The following is a 23,895-nucleotide window of genomic DNA, read 5'->3' as shown; positions in this document are numbered from 1 at the left end:
CCACGGCCTCATACCGGCGCTCCGCTGGGACGCGTGTCCGCGACTCCCGGCTTGGCTTCCAGGCCGCCGGCGGGTCCGAGCCCTTCGAGCCGCGTCCGTTTCAGAAGCAGCGCGTTGATGGCGACCAGCGCGGAACTGCCCGACATCGCCAGCGCGGCGATCTCAGGGCTGAGCAGGACGGGATAGAGCACGCCGGCGGCGAGCGGGAAGGCGATGACGTTGTAGCCGACCGCCCACCACAGGTTCTGGTGCATCTTGCGCAGGGTTGCGCGCGACAGCTCGATGGCGCCGACGACGTCGTAGGGGTCGCTTCTCATCAGCACGACGTCGGCGCTCTCCATGGCGACGTCTGTTCCGGCGCCGATGGCGAAGCCGACATCGGCCTGGGTGAGCGCCGGGGCGTCGTTGATGCCGTCGCCGACCATGCCGACCTTCAGCCCTTGTGCCTGCAGCTCCTTGATCTTCGCGGCCTTCTGGCCGGGCAGCACGTCGGCCAGCACCATCTCAATGCCGAGCTCGCCGGCAATGCGCTTTGCGGTCCCGGCATTGTCTCCGGTCAGCATCGCGACCTGGACGCCGCTCCGGCGCAGCTTGGCCACCGTCGCCCGGGCCGTGGGACGCGGCGCGTCGGCGATGGCGACAAGGCCCAGGATCTGCCCGTCGCGCGCCACATGGACCACGGTGCGCCCGGCTCCCTTCAACTGCTCTGCCGCAGCGGTGAGCGGACCGAGGTCGATCTTCTCCTCGTCCATCAGCCGACGATTGCCGAGGAACGCCGTCTTCCCCTCGACCTCGGCACGCGCGCCCTTTCCCTCGAGATTGAGGAAGGACCGAGCCTCGGGGGCAGCCAGCGCCTTGGCCTGGTCGACGATCGCCAGGGCGAGCGGATGGTCGGAACCGCGCTCGACCGCCGCCGCGATGCGCAGCACCTCGTCCGGCGAAGACCGTCCGGCCGGGATCACCTCGACCACGCGGGGCTGGCCCATGGTGAGCGTGCCGGTCTTGTCGAACACGATGATGTCGAGCTTGGTCGCATCCTCGAGCGCCGAGGCGTTCTTGAACAGGATGCCGTTCACGGCGCCGAGCCCGGTGCCGACCATCACCGCCATGGGCGTGGCGAGGCCAAGGGCGTCCGGGCAGGCGATGACGAAGACGGTGATCGTCAATGTCAGCGCGAAGAGGAGCGTCTGGCCCAGCCAGACATACCAGATCGCGAAGGTGGCCAGACCGATCAGGATCGCCGCGAGCACCAGCCACTGCGAGGTGCGATCGGCAAGGAGTTGGGCCGGGGCCTTGGAGTTCTGAGCCTCCTGGACGAGCTTGACGATCTGGGCGAGCGCCGTGTCGGCGCCGACCTTCGTCGCGCGATAGTGCAGGGTTCCGCTCTTGTTGATCGTCGCCCCGATGACCATGTCGCCCGGCGTCTTCGAGACCGGCATCGATTCGCCCGTCAGCATCGACTCGTCGACGTCGGACCGGCCGTCGATGACCTCGCCATCCGCCGGGATCTTGTTGCCCGGGCGCAGGATGACCGTATCGCCGAGCTGGACCGCGGCGGTCGGGATCTCGATCTCCCGGCCATCCCGGAGGACGGTCGCCATCGGGGGAGCGAGGTCCATGAGCCGCCGGATCGCCTCCGAGGCACCGGCACGGGCCCGCATCTCCAGCCAGTGGCCGAGCAGGATGAAGACCAGCAGGACCGCCGACGCCTCGTAGAACTGCTGTCCCTCGAAGAAGAACGTCGCGCCGATGCTGAAAAGGTACCCGGTGCCGACGCTGAGCAGCACCAGAACCGCCATGTTAAGGACACCGTTCCTCAGCGCGCGGATGGCGGCGACCACGAAGGGCCGGCTCGGATAGAGGATCGCACCGCTCGCCAGGACGAAGAGCAGGATCTCGCGGTCGAGACCGAAGGGCGGGTCGATGCGCAGGGCATCCAGGCCCATCGGCTGCAGCAGGAAGATCGGCACGGAGAAGACCAAGCTCACCCAGAACCTGTTCCGCATGTCGCGGGCCATGACCTGCATGTCCATGCCCGCGCCATGGCCCATCTCATGCGCCATCATGTCTTGCGGCATCGGCCTCGCCTTGCCCGGGGCGTCGGGGGCGGTGCCGTGGCGGCGCGGCGCCGCCGGGTGGTCCGGCGGCACCGTCACCTCGTCCGGGATGCAGAGATGCCGCGGCACCATCTCGCCCCGGCAATGGAAGCCGCAGGCGATCACCTCCGCCCGGATCGCCTCGACCGTCGTGCGGGCCTCGTCGAACGAGATCGTCGCCGTCCCGGAGGCGAAGTTGACGTTGGCAGCCGTGACGCCCGGCAGCCGCCGCAGGCGCTTCTCGACCACGAGCGGATCGAGCACGTCCTGCAGCCCGCTGACCTCGATGGTCGTGGTCGTCATGGCGTGCCCTCGCCATGATGGGCCGGACCGGAGGGCGCGGCCGGTCCGCCGAAGAGGTGGGACCATCTCGGCAAGAAGGCGGGAACCTCGGCCGCATAGCGGTCATAGGCAGCGCCGAACTCGGCCCTGACCTCGCGCTCCTCACGCCGGGCCAGCAGCACATACATCACGACCAGCACCGGGAACATCGCAAGGGTCAGGACGGTCGGCCACTGCAGGAGGAAACCGAGCAGGACGAAGACGAAGCCGACATATTGGGGGTGTCGGACATGGGCGTATGGTCCGGTGGTCGCAAGCACGCCCTTCTTCTGTGCGGTGAACAGGGCATGCCAGCCGGCGCTGATCAGGACGAACCCGCCACCGATCAGAGCGAAGCTCAGGAGATGGAACGGCCCGAAATGCGGGTTGGCCCGCCAGCCGAACGTCATCTCCAGCAGGTGTCCGGCGTCGTGCGAGAACCAGTCGACGCCGGGATACCGGCTCTGCAGCCAGCCCGAGAGGAAGAAGATGGTGAGCGGGAAGCCGTACATCTCGACGAACAGCGCGATCAGGAAAGCGCTGAACGCCCCGAACGATGTCCAGTCCCGGCGCGTGGCCGGCTTGAAGAAGCTGAACGCGAAGAAGATGAAGATGGCCGAGTTGAGGATCACCAGGCTCCACAGGCCATAGGCGGGGGCTTGGGTGTCCATGGTTCACGCTCCATCCGGAGGGGAATTCGCCCGATTGGAGCGCCCGGTCGGGCCGCCGTGCCCACTGCCGCCATGCCCGCCGTGCCCGCCATGCATGAACAGGTGCAGGAGCGGACAGGCGAGGAGCAGCAGGAAGGGGAGGTAGCCGAGCACATGCGCCCGGTGCTCCGACAGCAGCAGGAATGCGGCGATCAGAAGGAATGCGATCGCGACCAGCCCACCTTTCGATTTCCAGAAGCTGGACTGCTGTGGAGCGGCATCGTCACTCTGGTTCATGTTCGCCGCAGGGTGCTGATGATCAGCATGCTGGTGAAACAACATGGGTAAAGCCTCCGTCTGGAAACCGGCGAGCGCGGCAGTTCCGGACCTATGTGGGAACATCGCGAGGACGTGCGCGGCGATAGGCCCGGTCCGCGCCGCTCACCGGTCACATCATTCCCATCGGCCCCGGCATGAGCAGATCGTCGGCTGCCCGCTTCTGCGTATCGTCGAGCGCCGCGTAAAGCGGCTGCAGGGCCGTCTTGATCTGACGCAGGCTGTCGAGCCGGGCGGCGAGCATCTGCTCATGGACATCGAGCCGCTGAAGGAGCGGCCTGGGCTCAGAGCCCTGGGATGGCATCATCGCGGCTTGCATGTCCTCCATCATGCCGGCCATGGAGCGGGCGTTGGCACGCAGAGCGTCCGCGACGGCATTCCAGAGGGGAAGCTGCTGCTCGGTGATCTTCAGTTCCGTCCTGAGGAACGCGATGCGCCCCTCGATGTGAGCGGGAGCCATCATGCGATCCGGCATGCCGCCGCGCATCATCCCCATCATCGCCATCATGCCGCCGGACATCATCCCGCCGCCCATCGTGGCCTGCGGTGCGTCGGGCATCGCGGTCGCCGCGGGCGGCGCCGGCTGTGCCGCATTGGCTGGGTGATGGCTGTCCTCGGCGAAAGACGGCGTTGCCGCCATCGCCAGGGCTCCGATGACAGTCATCGTCCGAAAGGTCTTCATGATCTGGTTCTCCTGAATCGAAGAGGCACGTCGGCTCTACCGGAGGCGGCCGGCGAAGGTGTTGAAGAGCAGCCCGAACAGCAGTGCGGCGTACCAGCCGTAGGCAAAGGTCTCGACCAGGCCGAGAAGGAAGCTCTGCCAGGTCAGCCAGGTGAAGCCGGGCAGGAATTGCAGCCACGGCTGATGCAGGCCGCCGCCCGGCCAGATCAGGCCGAGGAGGATGCACAGCGCATACGAGATCACCAGAAACAGGCTGAGACTGAGCCCCAGCGGTACGATGGGGAGATGCGGTGCGACCGGATGTGCCGTGGATGCCCGCGTTGACGCGACCATGACGATGTCTCCTGAGCGATCACGATCCCAGCGAGAGCTCATGATTGGAGCATTTCCCGCCGGTCGTCGGCGCCACTGCATCCGACGCGGAGCGCCGGAGACAGCGGCGATCAGGCCCGGAGGGGCAGCGCCGGGGGACGGATCTGGGGCTCGATCGCCCGGCCGGGATTGAGCGCTTTGCCGGCTGCCGAGGGCCATCTCGATGCCAAGTCCGGGGCCGCCAGGATCCCCATGGATCTATCGAGCGGGGCGCAGAGGGGGCAAGTCGTCGTCAGGTGGCAGTGTTCGATGCCGAGAGCGGGATCGCCCTGGCATGGATCGGCTGCGAATCCTGCCGAGACGATCTGATACGGGCTGGCCTTGGCCTGCGCCGGCATCGAATTGCTGAGGGACAGGACCGCAGCAACAGCAAACAGGATGCACAGAGCCGCCCGAGCCCGGTGCCATGGCACCGTTCTCTTCGACTGCATTTCCGTGCCATCCCTCTGTCGCATCGGTCTAAAGCTCCCTCCCGAGTCCGATCCGTCGGGATGGAAGACATGATCGCCCACCCGGGGTGGGAGAGATTTGATCCAGGTCAAGCGGCGGTGATCCTATCGATCTTCGCGTGAGGATAGCGCCGACCCATTGTTTGGCTGCGCAGCTTCCGCATCTGAGGCAGGTACTCGAAAGGGGCCGTCGATTTGGACAAGGTCCATCGAGCTGCCTTTCACGACAGTGCTGTATGTCGTCTGGATTCCGTCGACGAGATCGACCGGAGAATGGCTTTGTCACGTTGTCGGGCGTGGCCGCTCTGAAGCGAGCGTCCGCCGGGCTCAGGCGGCGACGCCTGCCGCGCTACGCCATGCTGCGAATGCCTCGGCTCGGAACAGCCGGTGCGTGCGAGCGGTGGTGAGATGACGGCAGATGTTGAACGTGTTGTAGGTCGCGGCATGCATCGACAAGAACCGCTGCGCCGAGGCGGCCGATTTGAACCGTTGCAGCTTGCGCCCGCGTCGGCGAACCGGGACATGCGAGCTTTCGGCCCGGTTGTTTTGCCGCTTGGCCCGCAGGTGGCGATGCCATCGAGCTGCAGATCACGAAGCGCCGCGCCGTACGCCGGACACTTGTCGGTGACCCACTGGTTCGGGGCGATCCCCTGCTTCTTGAGGAGCTTGCGCATCAGCTTGCGGGCGGCAGCCGTATCCCGCCTAGCCTGAACCAACACCTCGAGTACCTCGACATCGACGGCGCGCCACAGATACCTCAGCTTGCCGCCGATCCGGACGAACATTTCGTCGAGGTGCCATCGCCGATGCGGCGCTGGCCGTTGTGCGCGGAGGCGTCGGGCGATCATCGGGCCGAACGCACTCACCCATCGACGGATCGTCTCGTACGACACCTCGATGCCGCGCTCGGCGAGCAAGTCCTCGACGTCGCGGTAGCTCAGGGTAAAGCGGAGGTACATCCAGACGGCACGCTGGATCACGTCGGATGGAAAGCGATAGCCGGAATAGCCAAGCGGGGTCATGACGACCGCTACGCTCCTCGCGAGCGTTCTGCAACGCCGCGAACGTGACAAGCCCTCCCCAGCAGTATGCTGCAGAATTTGATGTAGCTATACGGCGATCACCAGCTTGTATGGGTATCGGTGGTATCCTGTCCCCACAACCACCCCTCTCATACGCTCTCATATCCCCACGCGCGCGGAAGCGCGATCGGTGACCGATGCCGGCGGGGGATCCTGGACGATGTACTGCACCGCCACTCGTGGAATCGGAACTGGCCAGAATCGCTTCGCCGTCAATCAGGGTCAGCTTGTCTGGACATAGAGGGCCAGCTTCAGCAGCGGATCGTCGTTGGTCTGGAAGGTGAATTCATCTGCGCCGTGGTCGCGAGCTCTCACGAACATCGATGTGTCTTGCCCCGACTGGGTTCGTGTCGGCCAGCCCACCGGCTGCAGGGGCTGATCGACGACGGGTTTCAGCTTCTTCTGGCGCCCATCCTGGAAGTCCACAGGCGGAGGCAGAATCCCATGCCTGGATGCGGGAGTGATATGTCGTGCAAGCGGCTCAGAGATCGAACAGGCGCCGGATCCGTGCGGCCAGGCCGGGAGCCGACGTGATGGCGGGGGATCCATCGCCCTGCTCGAGGCGGTACCGGTCCCTGGCGGTCCGGCGGGCCAGCAGGGAGCCGAGCTCCTCGGCAATCGCGGGGCGGTCCCGCAGCAGCGGCGCCAGGCCTTCCTGCGTGATTTCGTAGACGACGACGAGCGTCAGGGCCTGGATGGTCCCGGGCTCGCCTTCGCCGGTCAGCAGGCCGCGTTCGCCGAAGAAGTCGCCGGGTGCGAGCCGGCGCAGCTCCGTCCCGTTGCCATGCTCCAGCCGGGTCACCGTGGCGACGCCGTTGCGGACGATCATCAGCGACGTCAGCACCGTTCCCTGTTCGACCATGGTCTCGCCGCTGCGGAAGGTGCGGCGGGTCATGGTTGAGGCCAGGGCTTCCTTCTCGTCCTCGGTCAGAGAATCGAACAGGGTGATAGCGTCGAGAAGGCGCTGCGGCGTGCTGCGGTGATGGACGGGTACATCCTCTGCCCCCGCTGCGACCGGCGCGGCGCCGAGGGCGTTGGGCGGCAGGGACAGGACTAGGCCGGCCGCCTTTGCTTGGCGGTAGATCAGGTCGAAAATCTCACTCTTCGCCTGCGCTGTCGCCGCAATCTCCGCCACCCGGAAGGACAGATCGAGCGCGACAGCGTTGGCGTCCAGCGCGGTCACCACTGCCGTCGGTTCGGGGATGGAGAGGATCGAGTTGCTGCTCAGCAGCACCGAGCGCATCACCTCGACCATCGCGGCCGGCGCTGTTGTCGGCTGGAACCGGACCGTCAGCGTCACGCCGTGGCTTCGTTCGGGACTGCTCAGATTGGACAGCCGCGCCTTCGCCAGGTCGGCGTTCGGGACGATAACAAGATCGTTCGTGCCGCTGAGGAGATGCGTCGCGCGCCAGTTGGTCTCCACCACCCGGCCCTCGATCCCGTTGCCGAGCACGAGCCAGTCGCCGATGGAGTAAGGTCGGCTGAGGTTGAGTGCTATGCCCGAGAACACGTCGTTCAGGGTGCTCTGCAGCGCCAGGCCGAGAATGATGGCGAAGACGCCCGATGTGGCGATTAGCGTCCCGACCGGGGCATCGAAGACGTAGGCGACGACCGAAAGAAACGCGCTGACATAGACGACACCGCCGACGAGATCCTGAAGCAGCCGTCCTTCACGGGGCTGATGTTCGAGGATCAGGAAGACGCGGACGATACCGATGATGGACCAGGCCGCATTGATCCACCAGACCACCTTGGCAAGGCCGACGAAGAAGCGCTGCAGGTTGGATGCGATCGCCGGATCAGGCTGATAGGGCACGATGCCGTGGTATAGCAACAGGGCGGTGAGCGCCGCGAAGAAGGCGAGCTGGCCGATCAGCCGCCGGGTTGGGTGGTGGCGCAGCACGACGCGCGTCACCACGGCGCCGATGACGGCGAGCACGCCGGTCTGGACGAACGTGTCGCCGGCCATGCCAAGGATGTCGTCGGCACTCAGCATCGGACCGGCCGGGGACGTGGAACGACTGCGCCGCGGATGTCGGGGGAGCGAGTGGCAGCTTCACGAACTATCGTGAGCGCCACGCATCGATGCCAGGAAGACACTGCCTGTCCTTGCATGTGGAGGCCGCGGGCGGTCAGCCGCGCCAGCTCTCAAGGAAATCGAGGAGCAACTGATTGACGACATCCGGGCGCTCTTCCGGGGGCAGGTGACCGCACCGGGGAATGGGATAGGCGACCAGGTCGTCAGCGAACTCCGACCACACCTTTGTCATGTCGAACAGCTTGCCGACGGCGTGGAAATCGGCCCCCCACATCGACATCACCGGGCAGGCGATCTTGACGTCGGCATCGGCCTCGTCCTGGGTGATATCTTCGGCATTGGCCCGGTAGTCCGCCATCGCGCCGCGTACGGCGCCAGGTGCCCGGTAAGTCCGGACATAGGTATCGAACGCCTCACCGGAGATCGTCGAGGGGTCATAGGTCCAGTCGGAGAAGAAATGCCGCAGCCAGATGTGCTCGCGCCCAGCGATCAGCGCCTCGGGCAGGTCCGGCACCAGGTGGAATAGGAAGAACCAGTAGGCCCTGGCGATGTGGGCATTGATGTCGCGCGCCACAATGCGGGTGGGCACGTTGTCGATCACGACCAAGCGGTCCAGCAGGTCCGGATAGTCCTTAGCGAAGCGGGTCGCCACCCGCGCGCCGCGGTCGTGGCCGACGAGCGCGACCTTCGGCAGGTCCAGGACGCGCATCAGCTCGCGGATGTCCCTGGCCATGTTGCGCTTGTCGTAGCCTGTGGCCGGCTTGTCCGTTTCGCCGTAGCCGCGCAGATCGGGCGCGATGACGCGATAGCGCTCGGCCAGAACCGGGATCTGGAACCGCCATGCGAAATTGGTCTCGGGAAATCCGTGCAGCAAGATCACCGGCGGGCCGTCGCCGGCCTCGATGACGAACTGGCGGATGCCGTTGGCCTGGATGGTGTAGCTTTTCTGGGTCATCGGCTGACGCTCCGTGAGGGTTGGCCGCTGTCCGCCGCCGGCGGACGGCGGCAAGTGGAGGCGCCCGGTCGCCCGGGCGTCCGGCCTAGCCGCGGATGAACGCCAGCAGGTCGGCGTTCACCTGGTCCTTGTGGGTGGTGCAGGTCGCATGCGGCGCTCCGCGATAGACCTTGAGCTGCGCGCCGGGGACGATGCTGGCGGCCAGCTTTGCGGTGGGGCCAATGGGTACCGTCTGGTCGTCGTCGCCGTGGATGATTAGCGTGGGGACATCGATCTCGGCCATCTCCTGCCGGAAATCCGTCTCGGAAAACGCCGTGACGCAGTCGATCGTGGCCTTGATCGAGGCCTGCAGCGCGATTTGCAGCGTCTGGGTCAGGATGCCCTTCGACACTGTGCTCTCCGGCCGGTTGGTGCCGTAGAAAATGGTGTTGAAGTCGTCGAGGAATTGCGGCCGATCATGAGCAATGCCGGCGCGGATGCCCTCGAACACCTCCGCCGGGACGCCGTCGGAGTGGTCGTCGGTCTTGATGAACAGGGGGGTGATCGCGCTGATCAGCACCAGCTTCGCCACCCGGCCGCTGCCATGGCGGGTGAGGTAGCGCACGACGTCGCCGCCGCCCATGGAGAAGCCGACCAGGATCACGTCCTTCAGATCCAGATAGTCGATGAGTTGGGCGATGTCGTCGGCGAAGGTGTCGTAGTCGTAGCCGTCCCAGGGCTGGCTGGACCGTCCGAAGCCCCGCCGGTCGAACGCCACGGCCCGATAGCCCTGCTGGGCCAGATGCAGCATCTGGTAGTCCCACATATCGGCGCTGAGTGGCCAGCCATGGCTGAACAGGACTGGTTGCCCCCGGCCCCAATCCTTGTAGTGGAGCTCGGTGCCGTCGTGTGCTGTCAGGATGGTCATGCTTGAACTCTCTCTTGAGGTCACGGGCACACAGGCAGCCGTCGGCCGCCTGTGTTCGAGGGGATGGTCGCTTTCGACCATCATGACACTTCGGCCGACGGGCTCGCGGCTCGGGCGGGGACGGCGGCGAGTTGCGGGCCCTTCGGAACGAGTGCTGCCAGGAGCCAGCAGAACAGGGCGACGATAGCGGCCGCCTGGAAGGCGTCGATGAAGGCGAGGACATAGGCCTGCTGGGAGACAGCACTCGCGAGCAGTTTGATGTTGGCGGCCGCGGCTCCCGAACCGCTGGCGAGTTCGCCTGCGAGGGCATGGCCGTAGGCGGCGATCCGGCTGGCTGTGTCCCCCGACTGGCCCTGGACATGAAGGCCCAGCAGATTGGAATGGAGCTGCTCGCGCTGCCTGAGGAAGGTCTGCATGAAGGCGATGCCAGCCTCACCGCCGAGTAGCCGGCTCGTCTGCATGAAGGCGCCGATGGTGACGGCCTGTTCCGGCTTGATGGTCGTAGCAACCAGCGCCACCAGGCTCGTCAGTGCGAGCGATTGGCCGACCGCCTGCATGACTTGCGAGGGCAGGAAGTCCGCCGTCGCCCAGGCACCTGTCAGGCCCGTCGCCAACACGCATGCCGCGGCGACCAGGGCCGCCCCGGCGCCCAGCGTCCATTTCGGATCGATCCGCTGTAGCAGGAGGGCCAGCGGCAGCACCAGGATGATCTGTGGCGCGGCGATCCAGATCAGCACCGCGCCGATCTCAAGGGCGCGGTAGTTCTGCAGTGTCTGCAGATAGGTGGGAATCACATAGGCCGTGGACAGGATGATGAAGCGCAGCCCCGCCAGCAGCATGAACAGGACGAGAAGCCCGGGCGCGGCGAGAGCCCTCAGATTCAAGGCAGGATAGGGTGTCTTCAGTTCCCGGGCGACGAAGGCGGCGAAGGCAAGGCCTCCGACGGCCAGGAGGCCCACGATGGTTCCGCTGCGGGTCCAGTCCAGCCGGTTGCCCTGATCGAGCGCGACGTAGCAGGCGCCGAGGCCCAGCCAGGCGTATGCCAAGCCCGCGCCGTCGATCCGCTTCAGCACTGGAGCATTGGGCGGGTCCGCCGGCATGCCGAGCCAGACGCACAGGAACATCAGTGGAAGCCCGAGACAGTACTGCCAGGAGAGCCAGTGCCAGGACAGGGTGTCGAGATAGAACCCCTCCAGGGACGCCGCGATGTTCTGCGAGAACTCGAGATTCATCCCATAGATGGCGATGCCGTAGATCAGCATCGGTTTGGGCAGGTGCCGCAGGATGAAGATCAGGGTCAGGGGAATGAACGTTCCCGAGCCGAGGCCCGCGAAGAACTGGGCGGCGAGGTAGCCGTCCAGATCTGGAGAGAACGGGCCGAGCAGGCTGGCGACGAAGAAGACGAGAATGCCTGACAAAAGGATCCGGCGTCCGCCGGCGATGGAGGCGAGATACGGGCAGGAGATGCCCGAGATCAGCTGTCCCAATCCCAGCGCCGTCGTGATCCAGGCGCCCTCATCGAACCCGGCCCCCAGGCTGCCGCGAAGATCGGCGAGGCCGAAGGTGGTGACGCGCGTGCCGAGCGTCGCCATCATCGAGCCCAGCATGACGCCGACGAGGCCGACATAGGGCCTCCAGGACGCAGACGGGGGTGCGGGTTGAGTGCCGGCTGGTGCCGCTGTCATCGGCCTCCTCCGCTATCAGCGGAGGCGGCGCTTCCGCCCGGAGAACCGCCCGTGTCGATCGTGGCGATCACGGACATGCCGGGGCGGATCAGCGCCCCGAGGGCAGGGTTCTGGTCGAGCGCGATCTTCACCGGCATCCGCTGGACGACCTTGGTGAAGTTGCCGGTCGCGTTGTCGGGCGGGAGGAGGGCGAAGACGCTGCCCGTCCCGGGGGACCAGTTCTCCACCCGGCCGCTCAGGACGACGTCCGGGAAGGCGTCGACGGTGATGTTCGCGCGGTCGCCGACCCGGACATTGGTCATCTGCGTTTCCTTGAGGTTCGCGATGACCCAGACTTTCGCCAGAGGCATCAGCGTGATGAGCTGCGTTCCGGGCGAGACGAACTGACCCGGGCGGACCTGGCGGGCGCCCGTCATCCCGTTGGCGGGGGCCAGGATGCGCGTATAGCCGAGATTGTCCTGCGCCAGCTTCAGCCGGGCTTCGGCCGCCGCCACCTGGGCGACGTCCTCCTGCTCCTCCGCGTCGAGCGCTGTCAGCAGGGCCTGCTGCTGGACGAGTTGCGACTGAGACAGGGACAGGGTGCCCGCCGCCTTCGCCGCATCGGCATCGGCCTGCTCCACATGCTGCTCGGTCCCGACGATGCCCGTCTGCAGGAGATCGCGTTGGCGCTTCGCTTCGGCCGCGGCGGGCGCCAGCTCGGCCCGGGCAACGTCGATCGTGGCCTTCGCCTGGTCGATCAGCGCGGCCTGGACCGCCCGCTTGTCGGCGATGCCCGCGAGGCTGGCGCGGGCCGCGGCCAGATCCGCCTCCGCCAGATCGCGCTGCGCCTGGTAGTCTGCCGGGTCGATCTCGGCGATCAGCTGCCCCGATGCCACGACCTGGTAGTCGTCGACGGCCACCGACCGGACATAGCCGGAGATCTGCGTTGCGAGAGGTGTGGTGTCGCCCGCGATGAAGGCGTCGTCGGTCCGCTGGAAACGGGAGGTCCCTGTCCAGCGATCCCAGTTCGACGCCACCGTCCATCCGGACGTAACGATGGCGACGAGGATCGCGGCGTGGAACACCGGGTGTGTCAGGGCGCGCTTGAGCCCGCGGCCCTCCGCGCCTGGCGCGGCGGCCTCGGGTCGGGAGCCCGCGGCCCCTATGGTCGCCGTCGTCATCGTTGCGTAGCCTCTGTCAGGGGCCGATGGCCGCCTTGATGCGGGCCGGCGTCAGCGGCAGGTCGCGCAGCCTGTGGCCGGTCGCGTCGCGGATCGCATTGGTCAGGGCGGCTCCCATGGGCCCCTGCGCCGCCTCGGCCACGCCGAGGAATGGCGCCCCCGGCTGGTCGAGGATTGCGACGTCGATCCGTTCCGGCACGCTGGCGAAGCGCAGGATCGGATAGGCCGACCAGTCGACGGAGGTGATCCGTGTGCGATCGAAGGTTACGCGCTCGAACAGGGTCCAGCTCGTGGACTGCACGATGCCGCCCTCGATCTGGTTGCGCACGCCGTCGGGATTGATGACCTCGCCTGTGTCGACGGCCGCGGTCACCCGCCGGATCAGGACATCACCCGTCTCCGGCTCGACCGCGATCTCGACGGCGATCGCGCAATAGGCCTCGAGGTTCTTGTATTGGGCGAAGGCGAAGCCGTATCCGCCGCCGGCAGCTGGCTTCGGGCGGCCGCTCCAATCGAACCTCGCCGCGGCCTCCTGGATCACGGCGCGGGCCCGGTCGTCGTCCAGCCATCTGAGCCGGAAGGCGATGGGATCTTGCCCCGCGGCGCGGGCGAGGTCGTCCATCGTGCTCTCGATCGAGACGACGTTCAGGTAACCGCCGAGCGAGCGCATGGACGAGCCGCGCAGCGGCATCTCCGGCAGGAAGTGATGCACCACCTTGGCGTTGGGGAAACGGTAGAGGGGAATGGCGTTGCGGTCACCGCCGCCCTCCGGTTGCGCCAGCTCGACCGGCGGCGGCGCCGCCGCCGGATCCGTCATGTCCCGGGCCGCGAGCAGCGTTCCGGGCGGGCCTGGCCGCATCATGTGCGACTGGCTCCAGACCTCGTGGTGCCAGTCGACGATGTCACCGGCCTGGTCGACCGTGGCGCGGACCAACGTGACCATGCCGGGGCCGAAAGGCTCCCAGGAATGCTCCTGCTCCCGCATCCACTGCACGCGGATCGGCCGGCCCAGGACAGCTATCGCGATCAGCGCGGCATCGGCGGCGACGTCGTCCGCGCCGTTGTGCCCGTAGCAGCCCGCGCCCTCGGCATGAATGCAGCGCACCTTCTCGGGCGGGAGATTCAGCATGCCGGCGATGGCCTGGCGCAGGGGGAACACGCCCTGGGTGTGAGTCCAGATGGTGACCGCCCCATCGCGCGCCTCCGCGACCGCGCAGGACGGGCCGATCGAGCCGTGGGCGAGATAGGCGCGGGTGAAGGTTCCCTCTACCACCGTGCCGGCGGCGCCGGCCTGCCCCTGGTCGAAGATGACGGTGTCCTTCGAAGGAAGGGCCGTCAGCGCCGCCGCGAGATTCGCCTCGTCCGGCAGGGACGGACTCTCGGTCCAGACCGCCGCGGCGGCGAGGCGGCGCATTGCCTGGATCGCGATCCACTCCTCATCAGCGACGACGGCCAGGAAGCTGCCGTTCCGAACCACCCGGACCACGCCGGGCATGGCCTCGACTGGGCCTGTGTCGACGCGTTCCAGCACGGCGCCGTAGCTCGGCGGCCGGATCACGCGCGCATGCAGCAGGCCGGCAAGGCGCATGTCCTGGACATAGGCCTCGCCGCCCGAGACCTTCGCCGGGATGTCGACCCGCGGCATGGGGTGGTTCATGATGGTGAAGTCGGCGGTGGGCGTCAGCCGCGAGACGGGCTGCGCCTCGACATCCAGCAACTGGTCGCGGACCAGCTCGCCATAGCCGATCTTGACCCCGTTTGGCCCGAGCACCGCTCCGCCGGCCGCGTGCAGCTGGGCCTCGGAGAGACCGAGCCGCCGGGCCGCCTCGCCGATCAGGATATCGCGGACCTGCGCGGCCGCGTTGCGGATCGCGGTGCCGGAATCCTGCATGGAGTGACTGGCCGCGGTGTAGCCCTCATCCGCGGTGAGGTCCGTATCGGCGGTAATCAGGGTCAGCGAGCCAAACGGGACCTTGAGCTCCTCGGCTGCGACCTGGAGCAGCGCCGTCTTCAGGCCTTGCCCGAGTTCGGCCTTGCCGGTCAGGATCGTCGCGGCGCCCGAAGCGTCGATACGGATCCAGGCGTCGAGGCGCGGCGTGTCGTCCAGGCTTCCGGGCAACCCGCGCTTCGATGGCCCACCACCCTTGCCGGTTTCCGTCTGTGCCCGCGCAGGCACCAAGCTGAAGCTGAGCAGAAGCGAGCCGGCTCCGGCCAAGACGCGGCGGCGCGAGATGACCATGCTCATGACCGGCCCTCCGAGGTCTTGGCGGGCCGGTCCCGGCCCATCGCGTCGGCCGCCCGGCGGATGGCCCGCAGGATGCGCATATGCGTGCCGCAGCGGCACAAATGCGGTTCCAGCTCGGCGCGGATCGCAGCGTCCGAGACATCGCTGTCGCGCTCCAGCAGCGCCTGCGCCCGCATCATCATCCCGGGGATGCAGTAGCCGCATTGGGCTGCCTGCTCGTCGATAAAGGCCTGCTGCAGCACGCCGGGATGCTCGCGCGTCCCCAACCCCTCCAGGGTCGTCACCGTACGATCGGCGACGAGCTCGACAGGAGTGATGCAGGAGAAGACGGCCTGCCCGTCCACCATCACCGTGCAGGCGCCGCATTGGCCCAGGCCGCAGCCATATTTCGCGGCGTTGAGGCCGAGCTCGTCGCGCAGCACATAGAGAAGCGGCGTGTCCGGCGTCGACCGGATGGTACGCGGTGCACCGTTGATCGTCAGCGTCGGCATCACGTCCTCACTGCTTGGCTTGAAGGGTCGCCTGGGCGGCGCGGGCCCGGCCGATCGCGGCATCCAGATCCGGCCACTCGCGCCGCTGCGCGAGTTGGCTGCGCAGGTAGCGGGCCAGCGCGGACACCTGCTGGTCGGTCATGACGGCGCCGAACCCCGGCATGATCGGCGCGCTCGCACCGTTGGCCGCCGGAATGCCGGCCAGGATCAGGTTTACGAGATTCTCAGGGCTCTCGCCGGCCACGGCGGTGGAGAGGGACAGCGGCACGGCGCCGAGCGGTAGCGGCCTGCCGGAGTCGTGGCAGGAGGCGCAGGTCGCGGCATAGAGCTGCGCCCCAGGCTGTGCGTCCCCGGACGGCGTCGCCGCCTGGATACCCGCGGATTGCGGCGCCGACGGAGTAGCCACGGCCGCGTCCTGCGGGGCGGCGCTACCATCGGCCATTGGTTGCCCCAGGGAGGCGAGATAGACCGCCATCGCGGCGGCGTCCTGGCGCGGCACGCCGGCCAGGTTCTTGACCACCGGCGCCATCGGACCGCGGGCGACACCATGCTGCGGATGAAAGCCCTCGGCGAGATACTGCTCAAGCGCCGCGGCGGTCCACGGCACCGGCGCCTGCGAGGCCGGTCCAAGGCCATAGGCATGCCAGCCCTCTGCCTCTCCGCCCTGGAAGGCACGGGAGGTCTCCTCCGCACCCATCAGGTTGCGCGGCGTATGGCAAGCACCGCAGTGGCCGAGCCCTTCGACCAGGTAGCGCCCGCGGTTCCAGGCGGCATCCTTGGCCGGATCCGGCTCCAGTTGCTGCTCGCGGAAGAACAGAAGCTTCCAGCCGGCGAGGACGAGCCGGATGCTGATCGGGAAGGGAAGGTCGTTGGCCGGCGCCTTCGCCGCGACCGGCTCCCGTGACATGAAGAAGGCGTAGAGCGCCTTGATGTCCTCGTCCGAGGTCCGGGTGAAGTGGTCGTAGGGGAAGGCGGGGTAGAGGTGGCGTCCCTCGCGATCGACGCCTTCGCGCATGGCCCGACGGAACGCCTCTTCCGACCAGGCGCCGATCCCGGTCTCGCGGTCCGGCGTGATGTTGGTGGAATAGATCGTTCCGAACGGCGTCGGCATCGCCAGGCCGCCGGCGTAGACGCGGCCGCCCGGGGCCGTGTGGCAGGTCCGGCAGTCGCCGACCAGGGCGAGCTCGGCGCCCTTCTCGACCAGCTTCGGATCGAAGCTCGACGCCGGCGGCGTCGGGATCGGCGCGATCTCGGACCGCCAGGCATAGGCGAGGGCCGCCACGCCGAACGCCAGGACGACAACGGTGCCGGCAATGAGCGCGTATCTCAGTCGCATCGGCGTGATCCTTCGAGGCCGGTGCCGCGGGCTGGAATGGAAGGGGTGTCGTTGCCGCCGTCAGGTCGCGTGACCGTGACGCCGGGCGCGGATCAGGCTGGCGAGCTGCAGCGCGCTCGCCGCCGCGCCGAGGGCGAGGCCGAGCCCGACCACGCCCGGCCAGCCGCCCGCGTCCCAGGCGGAGGTCGCGGCGGCCGACCCGAAGGCGCCGCCGATGAACATCGAGCCCATCAGGACGGTGTTGAGCCGGGCGCGGGCCTCGGGCCGCAGCGCGAAGACGATGTGCTGGTTCGACACCAGGGCGGACTGCATCGCGAAATCCAGCAGGATCACGCCGAGGACGAGCCCGGCCAGCGAGGTCCACAGGCCGAAGACGGCCCATGAGGCCAGGGTCAGCACCGCGCCCATGGCAACGACCGGGGCCGGTCCCCGGGCGTCGGCGAAGCGGCCGGCGAGGGGGGCGGCGAAGATGCCGACGGCGCCGACGATGCCGAACAGCCCGGCGACGTCGGCGCCGAGGCCGAAGGGCGGCTCCAGCAGCCGGAAGGCGAGGATCGTCCAGAAGGCGGTGAAAGCGGCGAAGATCAGGGCCTGCGTCACCGCGGCCAGACGCAGCGCCGGGAACTCCCGCCAGAGATGGACGATCGAGTGCAGCAGCCGGCCGTAACCGAGGCGCGAATCCGGCGGGCTGTGCGGCAGCACGGCCATCATCAGCCCGCCCGCCAGCAGCGCCATGGGCACGCCCAGCCAGAACATCTCGCGCCAGCCGCCATAGGTCGCGACGAAGCCGGCGAGCGTGCGGCTCAGCAGGATGCCGGTCAGGATGCCGGCCAGGATGGTGCCCACTGTCGCGCCGCGCCGCTCCGGGGCGGCGAGATGCGCGGCGAGAGGAACGATCTGCTGCGCCACGGTTGACGAGACGCCGAGAGCAAGGGAGGCCAGCAGGATCAGCATCGCGTTCGGGGCCACCGCCGCCATGGCGAGCGCCAGGGCCAACACGCCGAATTGGACGACGATCAGCCGCCGGCGTTCCAGGATGTCCCCGAGCGGCACCAGGAGGAACAGGCCGACGGCGTAGCCCAGCTGCGTCGCGGTCGGAATCAGCGGTGACAGCCGTCCGGGAAGCTCGGCCTCGATCAGGCCCAGCATCGGCTGGTTGTAGTAGATGTTCGCCACTGCGATGCCTGCCGCTGCGGCCATCAGGTAAATGACGGTGCGGCCGACAGCGGTCGAATGCCGATCTGCCTCTTTGATTTGCTTCATTGTCCGTGCCTCGGAAGATGCCGGACGTTTCGATCGGCTCTCGTAAAGAACGACTGTCGATCGTCTTGGTCCTGCTTGGCAACCAAAGTACTGCCCTGGCCGTGTGGCATCTGTAGTGCTTGCAGGTAGCGGCATCACACCTGCGTATGATTGCCGTCGGTGTCGGGACGGTGTCTCAAGGGAAAGGCCCCGGCGGCGATCGGCGCACGAGGCGCGCCGCGCAACGAGAAAGACGCCATCCATGAAACCGCTTCGGATCAGGATCATCGGCGGCTCGCTGGCCGGCCTCTTCGCCGGCGTCCTGCTGCAGCGCGACGGGCATGACGTCCGGATCTACGAGCGCTCGGCCCTGGGTCTTTCCGGCCGGGGAGCGGGGCTGGTCGCCCAGCGGGAGGTGTTCCAGATCCTTAGGCTGATCGGCGTCGAGCGCATCGCGCATATCGGCGTGGTGGCTAAGGAGCGCATCGTCCTGGATCGGGCGGGGCAGGTGGTGCAGACGGTCGCGACGCCGCAGACGCAGATCTCCTGGGATGTCCTCTACGACAGCGTCGCGTCCCGCTTCACGACGGATTGCTATCGGCTCGGCCGACAGGCCGTGCAGGTCGTGGACGGCGATGCTGGCGCGGTCATCGGCTTCGCGGACGGATCGACCGATCAGGCGGATCTCGTGATCGGGGCGGACGGCATCGGCTCCGTCGTGCGCCAGGCGGTCGATCCCGAGACGCCGGAGAACAGCTTCGCCGGATATGTCGCCTGGCGCGGCCTCATTCCAGAGACGATTCTCCCCGAGGCGGCCTCCCTGCTGCTGGATCGTTTCGCCTTCTACCTGGCACCGGGGGGCCAGGCTCTCGGCTATCTCGTGCCCGGCCCCGGGGGCGAAGTGTCCAAGGGCCATCGGCGCTACAACTGGGTGTGGTACCGCCACGTTCCGGCGGACGCGCTCGCCGCGCTGTTCACGGACCGCTCCGGGCGCAGCCATACCTTCTCGCTGCCGCGCGGCGGGCTGCCGGAGGACCGGCTGCTGGCGCTGCGCCGCGATGCGGCCGAGAGCCTGCCGCCGCAATTCGCGCTCGCCGTGTCCGTGGAGGGAGCGCCGTCGATCCAGGGGATCTTCGATTATCAGGCGAAGCACATGGTCGGGCGCTCCGTCGCGCTGATCGGCGACTCTGCCTTCGTGGTGCGGCCGCACACGGCCATGGGCGTGTCGAAGGCCGCCGGGGACGTCATGGCGCTGCAACGGCATCTGGCGACGCAGGCCGATCTGCGGTCGGCCCTGGCCGGGTTTGAGCAGGAGCGGCGCGCGGTCGGAGAGCAGATCGCCGCCTATGGCCGCCGGCTCGGCGCCTCGGCCCTCTGAGCCCTAGCCTCATGTATGAGAGCGCTACCCTGGTGTCTGAATGTGCCACGCCTGGCGTGTCGGTACGGTTCGGCCAGGCTTGCTGATCGTCTCTCGCGAAAGCGATCCGCAGGCCGCCAAGGGCGCGCATCGCCGCCGTCCTGGCGCCTGAAACCAGCACGGGCCGCGCAGCGGCAACCGACCCCCGCCCCAGGCGGGCAGGAGGTCGCCAGCCTGCGCCGTCCCGCGAACCCAAAGAGGCGAGGCACCATGTCGTCTGCAACCATTGCCGACCTGATCGTCGAAACCCTTCACCAAGCCGCAGTCGAGCGCATCTACGGCGTCGTCGGCGACAGCCTCAACGGCCTCACTGAAGCGCTGCGGCATCGGCCCGGCATCGAGTGGGTGCATGTACGCCACGAAGAGGTGGCGGCCTTCGCCGCAGCCGGGGAGTCCCAGGTCACGGGCAAGCTCGCGGTCTGCGCGGGGTCCTGCGGGCCGGGCAACCTGCACCTGATCAACGGCCTCTACGACGCCCAGCGCAGCCGCACGCCGGTGCTCGCGATCGCGGCCCAGATCCCGTCCCAGGAGATCGGCGGCGGCTATTTCCAGGAGACGCATCCGCAGAACCTGTTTCGCGAATGCAGCGTCTACTGCGAGCTCGTCTCCGATCCCCGCCAGATGCCGTTCGTCCTGGAGAATGCGATCCGGGCCGCGGTGGGGGAGCGCGGCGTCGCCGTCATCGTCGTCCCGGGCGACGTCGCCCTGCGGCCGGCGCCGAACCGGGCCGTGTCGTCCCGGCCGGGCCTGCTGCCGCCGGCGCCGGTGGTCGTGCCGGACAGCGTCGAGATCGACGCGCTGGCCGATCTCCTCAACGGGGCGGAGCGGGTCACGCTGTTCTGCGGACGCGGATGCGCCGGCGCCCACGCACAGCTGATGGCGCTGGCCGATACGCTGAAGAGCCCGATCGTCCACGCGCTCGGCGGCAAGGAGCATGTCGAGTACGACAACCCGTTCGATGTCGGCATGACTGGCTTCATCGGCTTCGCCTCCGGCTACGAGGCCATGCATCGCTGCGACCTGCTGCTGATGCTGGGCACCGATTTCCCCTACAAGCAGTTCCTGCCCGAGGGCATCAAGATCGCCCAGGTCGACATCCGCGCCGCCAATCTCGGGCGGCGCTGCAAGCTGGAGCTCGGCGTGGTCGGCGATGTCGGGGCGACAATCACGGCGCTGCTGCCGAAGCTGGCCGCCAAGCGGGACCGGCTGCATCTCGACGACGCGCTGGCGCGCTACGCCCGGTCTCGCGCGGGGCTCGACGAGCTGGCGCGGGGCACGCCCGGGCGCAGGCCGATCCATCCCCAGTACCTCGCCAAGCTGGTGAGCGATTTCGCCGCCGAGGACGCCGCCTTCACCTTCGATGTCGGGACGCCGACGATCTGGGCGGCCCGCTATCTCAAGATGAACGGCAGGCGCCGGATGGTGGGCTCCCTGGTGCACGGCTCGATGGCGAACGCCCTGCCGCACGCCATCGGCATCCAGGCGGCCCAGCGCGGCCGGCAGGTCGTCTCGCTGTCGGGCGACGGCGGCTTCACCATGCTGATGGGCGACCTGATCACACTCCAGCAGGCGGAGCTGCCGGTGAAGGTCGTGATCTTCAACAACGGCGTCCTGGGGTTCGTCGCGCTGGAGATGAAGGCGGCGGGCTTCGTCGAGCTCGGGACCGATCTGCGCAATCCCGACTTCGCCGCGATGGCGCGCGCCATGGGCATCCATGCGGTGCGGGTCGAGGATCCGGGGGAGCTCCCGGCCGCGGTCGAGGAGGTGCTCGCCTATGACGGGCCGGCGCTGCTCGACGTCGTCACCGCCAAGCAGGAGCTGTCGATGCCCCCGACGATCGAGCCGGAGCAGGTCAAGGGGTTCAGCCTCTGGCTCCTGCGCGCGGTCATGAGCGGCCGTGGCGACCAGGTGGTCGATCTCGCGCGGACCAACCTGCTGCCCCGCTGAGGCGCTGTTCCAAGCGATGCCGCCTCCCGATCTGCCCGGAGCGCCCCAAGGCGCTCCGAACCGATGAGACTGCGCCATGGACGTCACGCCGCTTCTATTGTCGCGGATCCAGTTTGCTTTCACGGTGTCCTATCACATCATCTTTCCGGCCTTCACCATCGGGCTCGCCGCCTGGCTGGCCTTCCTGGAGGCGTGCGGGCTCGTCACCGGCGAGCGCATCTACCGGCGCCTCTCGGAGTTCTGGCTGAAGATCTTCGCCATCGCCTTCGGCCTGGGCGTCGTCTCGGGGATCGTGATGGCCTTCCAGTTCGGCACCAACTGGAGCGAGCTGTCCCGCCGGACCGGACCGATCCAGGGCCCCCTGCTCGGCTATGAGAGCTTCACGGCCTTCGCGCTCGAGGCCGCCTTCTTCGGCGTGCTGATGTTCGGCCGGGATCGCGTGCCGCGCTGGGTCTATTTCCTGGCATGCCTGATGGTCGCCGCCGGCACGACCCTGTCCTCGTTCTGGATCATGGTCAACAACAGCTGGATGCAGTCGCCGACGGGATTCGCCCTGGGTCCGGACGGCGTGTTCATCCCGACCGACTGGTCCGCCATCATCTTCGACCGCGCCGTGTGGGTGCGCTTTCCGCACATGATGCTGGCAGCCTATGTCACCTCGGCCTTCTGCGTCGCCGCGACGGGCGCGTGGTACATGTTGCGGCGGCAGGCCGCCTACGAAGGCCGGGTGATGCTAACGATGGGGCTGCGGCTGGCCGCGATCCTCGTCCCGCTCCAGATCGGCTTCGGCCACCTCGTCGGCGACTTCGTCCATGACGCGCAGCCGGCGAAGTTCGCCGCGATCGAAGGTCGCTGGGAGGACGAGCAGCCGGCCCGGGAGATCCTGCTCGCATGGCCGGACGAGCAGGCCGAGGCGAACCGGTTCGAACTGGCCGTGCCCTATCTGGGCAGCCTCATCGGCTCGATGAGCCTCTCCTCGAAGGAGACCGGCCTCAAGAGCTTCCCGGCGGACCGGCGCCCGCCCGTGGCGATCCCGTTCTTCGCCTTCCGCGTCATGGTCGGTTGCGGGCTCCTGATGCTGGCGCTGGCCTGGTGGGGTTCGTGGCTGAGCCTGAGCGAACGAATCCTGCGGGCGCGGCTGTTCCTGTGGGCAACATTCCTGTCGTTCCCCCTGGGCTTCATCGCGACCCTGACCGGCTGGTTCACGGCCGAGGTCGGCCGGCAGCCCTGGGCCGTGTACGGGCTGCTGCGGACCGCCGACGCCGTGACCCCGTTTCTGGGGGCATCCCAGGTCGCGGCCAGCCTGGTCGTCTTCGTGGCCGTCTATACGCTGATCTTCGGCTTCGGCGGGGTCACCATCTACCGCCAGCTGCGCGCCGGGCCGATTCCCGCGGCCGACCTGTCACTCCTCACGACCAATCCGAAACGTCCGCTCTCGCTCGCCGGGGCCAGCCCCGGCATTGCCGATGCGGCCGAGATGGGAGACCGGGCATGATCGAGTTCTGGGCGACCGTATTGGCGCTGGCCATCCTTCTCTACGTCACCCTGGACGGCTTCGACCTCGGCGTCGGGATGCTGTTCCCGTTTGCGCCCGACGAAGCCGGCCGACGGCAGATGCTGGCGTCGATCTCTCCGGTCTGGGACGGCAACGAGACCTGGCTGGTGGTGGCGGCGGCGACGCTGTTCGGCGCCTTTCCGCTGGTCTATTCGATCCTGCTCTCGGCGTTCTACCTGCCGCTGCTGGTGATGCTCGCCGGCCTGATCCTGCGGGGCGTGGCCTTCGAGTTCCGATACAAGACCGAACGGTTCCGGTGGGTCTGGGACGCCGGCTTCGTCGCCGGCTCCTACGCCGCCGCCTTCATCCAGGGGACGGCGGTCGGCGCGATCGTCCAGGGCCTGCCGATCGAGAACGGCGCCTATGCGGGGGAACCATTCGCCTGGGCGAGGCCCTTCGCCCTGCTGTGCGGCGTCGGGCTCTGCATCGGCTATGCGATGATCGGGGCCTGCTGGATCGCCGGCAAGGCGCATGGCGAGCTCCGGACCTTCGCGTTCGGCGCCCTGCCGAGGCTGCTGGGCGCGCTGGCGGCCTTCCTGGCGGTGGTGTTCGCCTGGTCGCTCCTGATCGACCTTCCCGTCCTGCAGCGCTGGATCGAGCGGCCGCTGCTGCTGTTGTGTCCGGCCGTGGGCCTGGGCGCGTTCATCATGCTCATGCGATCGGTCCGGCGCGGCGACGACCGCCGGCTGTTCCTCGCCGGCGCCGCCATCTTCGCGGCGGCCTTCGCCACCCTCGCCGGGTCTTTCCTGCCCTATATCCTGCCGTTCTCGCTGACGTTGCGGCAGGCGGCGGCGCCGGAGGCCTCGCTCGACTTCCTGTTCTGGGGCGCCGGCCTGTTCGTCCTGCCCCTGACCCTGGCCTACACGGCCGCGGTCTATGTCATCTTCAGGGGACGGGTGCGGGCCGATCAGGGCTATCATTGAGGCCGT

The 23,895-nt window shown here is 68.0% G+C and carries 18 protein-coding genes and 1 pseudogene; 4 read left to right on the top strand and 15 right to left on the bottom strand.

Annotated features, from left to right (window positions below; all coding sequences use genetic code 11):
* Window positions 1-8: 8 nt before the first annotated feature.
* From AAHM41_RS09035 to AAHM41_RS08965, 15 genes and pseudogenes are all read right to left on the bottom strand, one after another.
* Window positions 9-2,399 (bottom strand): heavy metal translocating P-type ATPase, encoded by a 2,391-nt coding sequence (locus AAHM41_RS09035; protein WP_342236196.1) that lies wholly within the window; start codon window positions 2,397-2,399, stop codon window positions 9-11.
* A complete protein-coding gene (locus AAHM41_RS09030; protein WP_342236195.1) occupies window positions 2,396-3,088 on the bottom strand; it encodes a methyltransferase family protein in 693 nt (230 codons plus the stop codon). Before AAHM41_RS09030 ends, AAHM41_RS09035 begins: the two co-directional genes overlap by 4 nt.
* A gap of 3 nt (window positions 3,089-3,091) precedes the next feature.
* A complete protein-coding gene (locus tag AAHM41_RS09025; protein WP_446719438.1) occupies window positions 3,092-3,409 on the bottom strand; it encodes a DUF2933 domain-containing protein in 318 nt (105 codons plus the stop codon).
* 106 nt (window positions 3,410-3,515) lie between these two features.
* Window positions 3,516-4,085: a Spy/CpxP family protein refolding chaperone gene (locus tag AAHM41_RS09020; protein WP_342236194.1), complete on the bottom strand. Its 570-nt coding sequence runs from the start codon at window positions 4,083-4,085 to the stop codon at window positions 3,516-3,518.
* Between the two features lie 36 nt (window positions 4,086-4,121).
* Window positions 4,122-4,418 (bottom strand): DUF5676 family membrane protein, encoded by a 297-nt coding sequence (locus tag AAHM41_RS09015; protein WP_342236193.1) that lies wholly within the window; start codon window positions 4,416-4,418, stop codon window positions 4,122-4,124.
* 815 nt (window positions 4,419-5,233) lie between these two features.
* Window positions 5,234-5,928 (bottom strand): annotated as a pseudogene (locus AAHM41_RS09010) (IS6 family transposase).
* A 541-nt stretch (window positions 5,929-6,469) separates the two neighbouring features.
* The gene (locus AAHM41_RS09005) at window positions 6,470-7,984 is read right to left on the bottom strand and encodes a mechanosensitive ion channel family protein (RefSeq protein WP_342236192.1); all 1,515 of its coding nucleotides are present in this window, start codon (window positions 7,982-7,984) and stop codon (window positions 6,470-6,472) included.
* Window positions 7,985-8,120: 136 nt separating this feature from the next.
* On the bottom strand, window positions 8,121-8,981 hold the full coding sequence (locus AAHM41_RS09000) for an alpha/beta fold hydrolase (RefSeq protein WP_342236191.1): 861 nt from the start codon (window positions 8,979-8,981) through the stop codon (window positions 8,121-8,123).
* A gap of 85 nt (window positions 8,982-9,066) precedes the next feature.
* Window positions 9,067-9,888: an alpha/beta fold hydrolase gene (locus tag AAHM41_RS08995; RefSeq protein WP_342236190.1), complete on the bottom strand. Its 822-nt coding sequence runs from the start codon at window positions 9,886-9,888 to the stop codon at window positions 9,067-9,069.
* A gap of 80 nt (window positions 9,889-9,968) precedes the next feature.
* On the bottom strand, window positions 9,969-11,573 hold the full coding sequence (locus AAHM41_RS08990) for an MFS transporter (RefSeq protein WP_342236189.1): 1,605 nt from the start codon (window positions 11,571-11,573) through the stop codon (window positions 9,969-9,971).
* Window positions 11,570-12,733, bottom strand: a complete 1,164-nt coding sequence (locus AAHM41_RS08985; RefSeq protein ID WP_342236188.1) for an HlyD family secretion protein — start codon at window positions 12,731-12,733, stop codon at window positions 11,570-11,572. Before AAHM41_RS08985 ends, AAHM41_RS08990 begins: the two co-directional genes overlap by 4 nt.
* Before the next feature lie 16 nt (window positions 12,734-12,749).
* Window positions 12,750-14,978: a xanthine dehydrogenase family protein molybdopterin-binding subunit gene (locus AAHM41_RS08980; RefSeq protein ID WP_342236187.1), complete on the bottom strand. Its 2,229-nt coding sequence runs from the start codon at window positions 14,976-14,978 to the stop codon at window positions 12,750-12,752.
* Window positions 14,975-15,469 carry a (2Fe-2S)-binding protein gene (locus tag AAHM41_RS08975; protein WP_342236186.1) on the bottom strand — a complete coding sequence of 165 codons (495 nt, stop codon included), beginning with the start codon at window positions 15,467-15,469 and terminating at the stop codon, window positions 14,975-14,977. The genes AAHM41_RS08980 and AAHM41_RS08975 overlap by 4 nt, the downstream gene beginning before the upstream one ends.
* Before the next feature lie 7 nt (window positions 15,470-15,476).
* Entirely contained in the window at window positions 15,477-16,805 is a 1,329-nt protein-coding gene (locus AAHM41_RS08970; RefSeq protein ID WP_342236185.1) for a c-type cytochrome, read from the bottom strand.
* Between the two features lie 60 nt (window positions 16,806-16,865).
* Window positions 16,866-18,068: an MFS transporter gene (locus AAHM41_RS08965; RefSeq protein WP_342236184.1), complete on the bottom strand. Its 1,203-nt coding sequence runs from the start codon at window positions 18,066-18,068 to the stop codon at window positions 16,866-16,868.
* A 241-nt stretch (window positions 18,069-18,309) separates the two neighbouring features.
* Between AAHM41_RS08965 and AAHM41_RS08960 the strand changes: the two genes are divergently transcribed.
* The 4 genes from AAHM41_RS08960 to cydB all read left to right on the top strand — a co-directional run bounded on the left by AAHM41_RS08960 (window position 18,310) and on the right by cydB (window position 23,889).
* Window positions 18,310-19,425, top strand: a complete 1,116-nt coding sequence (locus AAHM41_RS08960) for an FAD binding domain-containing protein (RefSeq protein ID WP_342236183.1) — start codon at window positions 18,310-18,312, stop codon at window positions 19,423-19,425.
* Between the two features lie 249 nt (window positions 19,426-19,674).
* Entirely contained in the window at window positions 19,675-21,411 is a 1,737-nt protein-coding gene (poxB, locus tag AAHM41_RS08955; protein WP_342236182.1) for a ubiquinone-dependent pyruvate dehydrogenase, read from the top strand.
* A gap of 76 nt (window positions 21,412-21,487) precedes the next feature.
* Window positions 21,488-22,906: a cytochrome ubiquinol oxidase subunit I gene (locus AAHM41_RS08950; protein ID WP_342236181.1), complete on the top strand. Its 1,419-nt coding sequence runs from the start codon at window positions 21,488-21,490 to the stop codon at window positions 22,904-22,906.
* Window positions 22,903-23,889 (top strand): cytochrome d ubiquinol oxidase subunit II, encoded by a 987-nt coding sequence (gene cydB / locus AAHM41_RS08945; RefSeq protein WP_342236180.1) that lies wholly within the window; start codon window positions 22,903-22,905, stop codon window positions 23,887-23,889. The genes AAHM41_RS08950 and cydB overlap by 4 nt, the downstream gene beginning before the upstream one ends.
* Window positions 23,890-23,895: the final 6 nt, after the last annotated feature.

Source organism: Inquilinus sp. OTU3971 (genome assembly GCF_038440215.1).
This window is presented reverse-complemented; position numbering and strand designations above follow the sequence as displayed.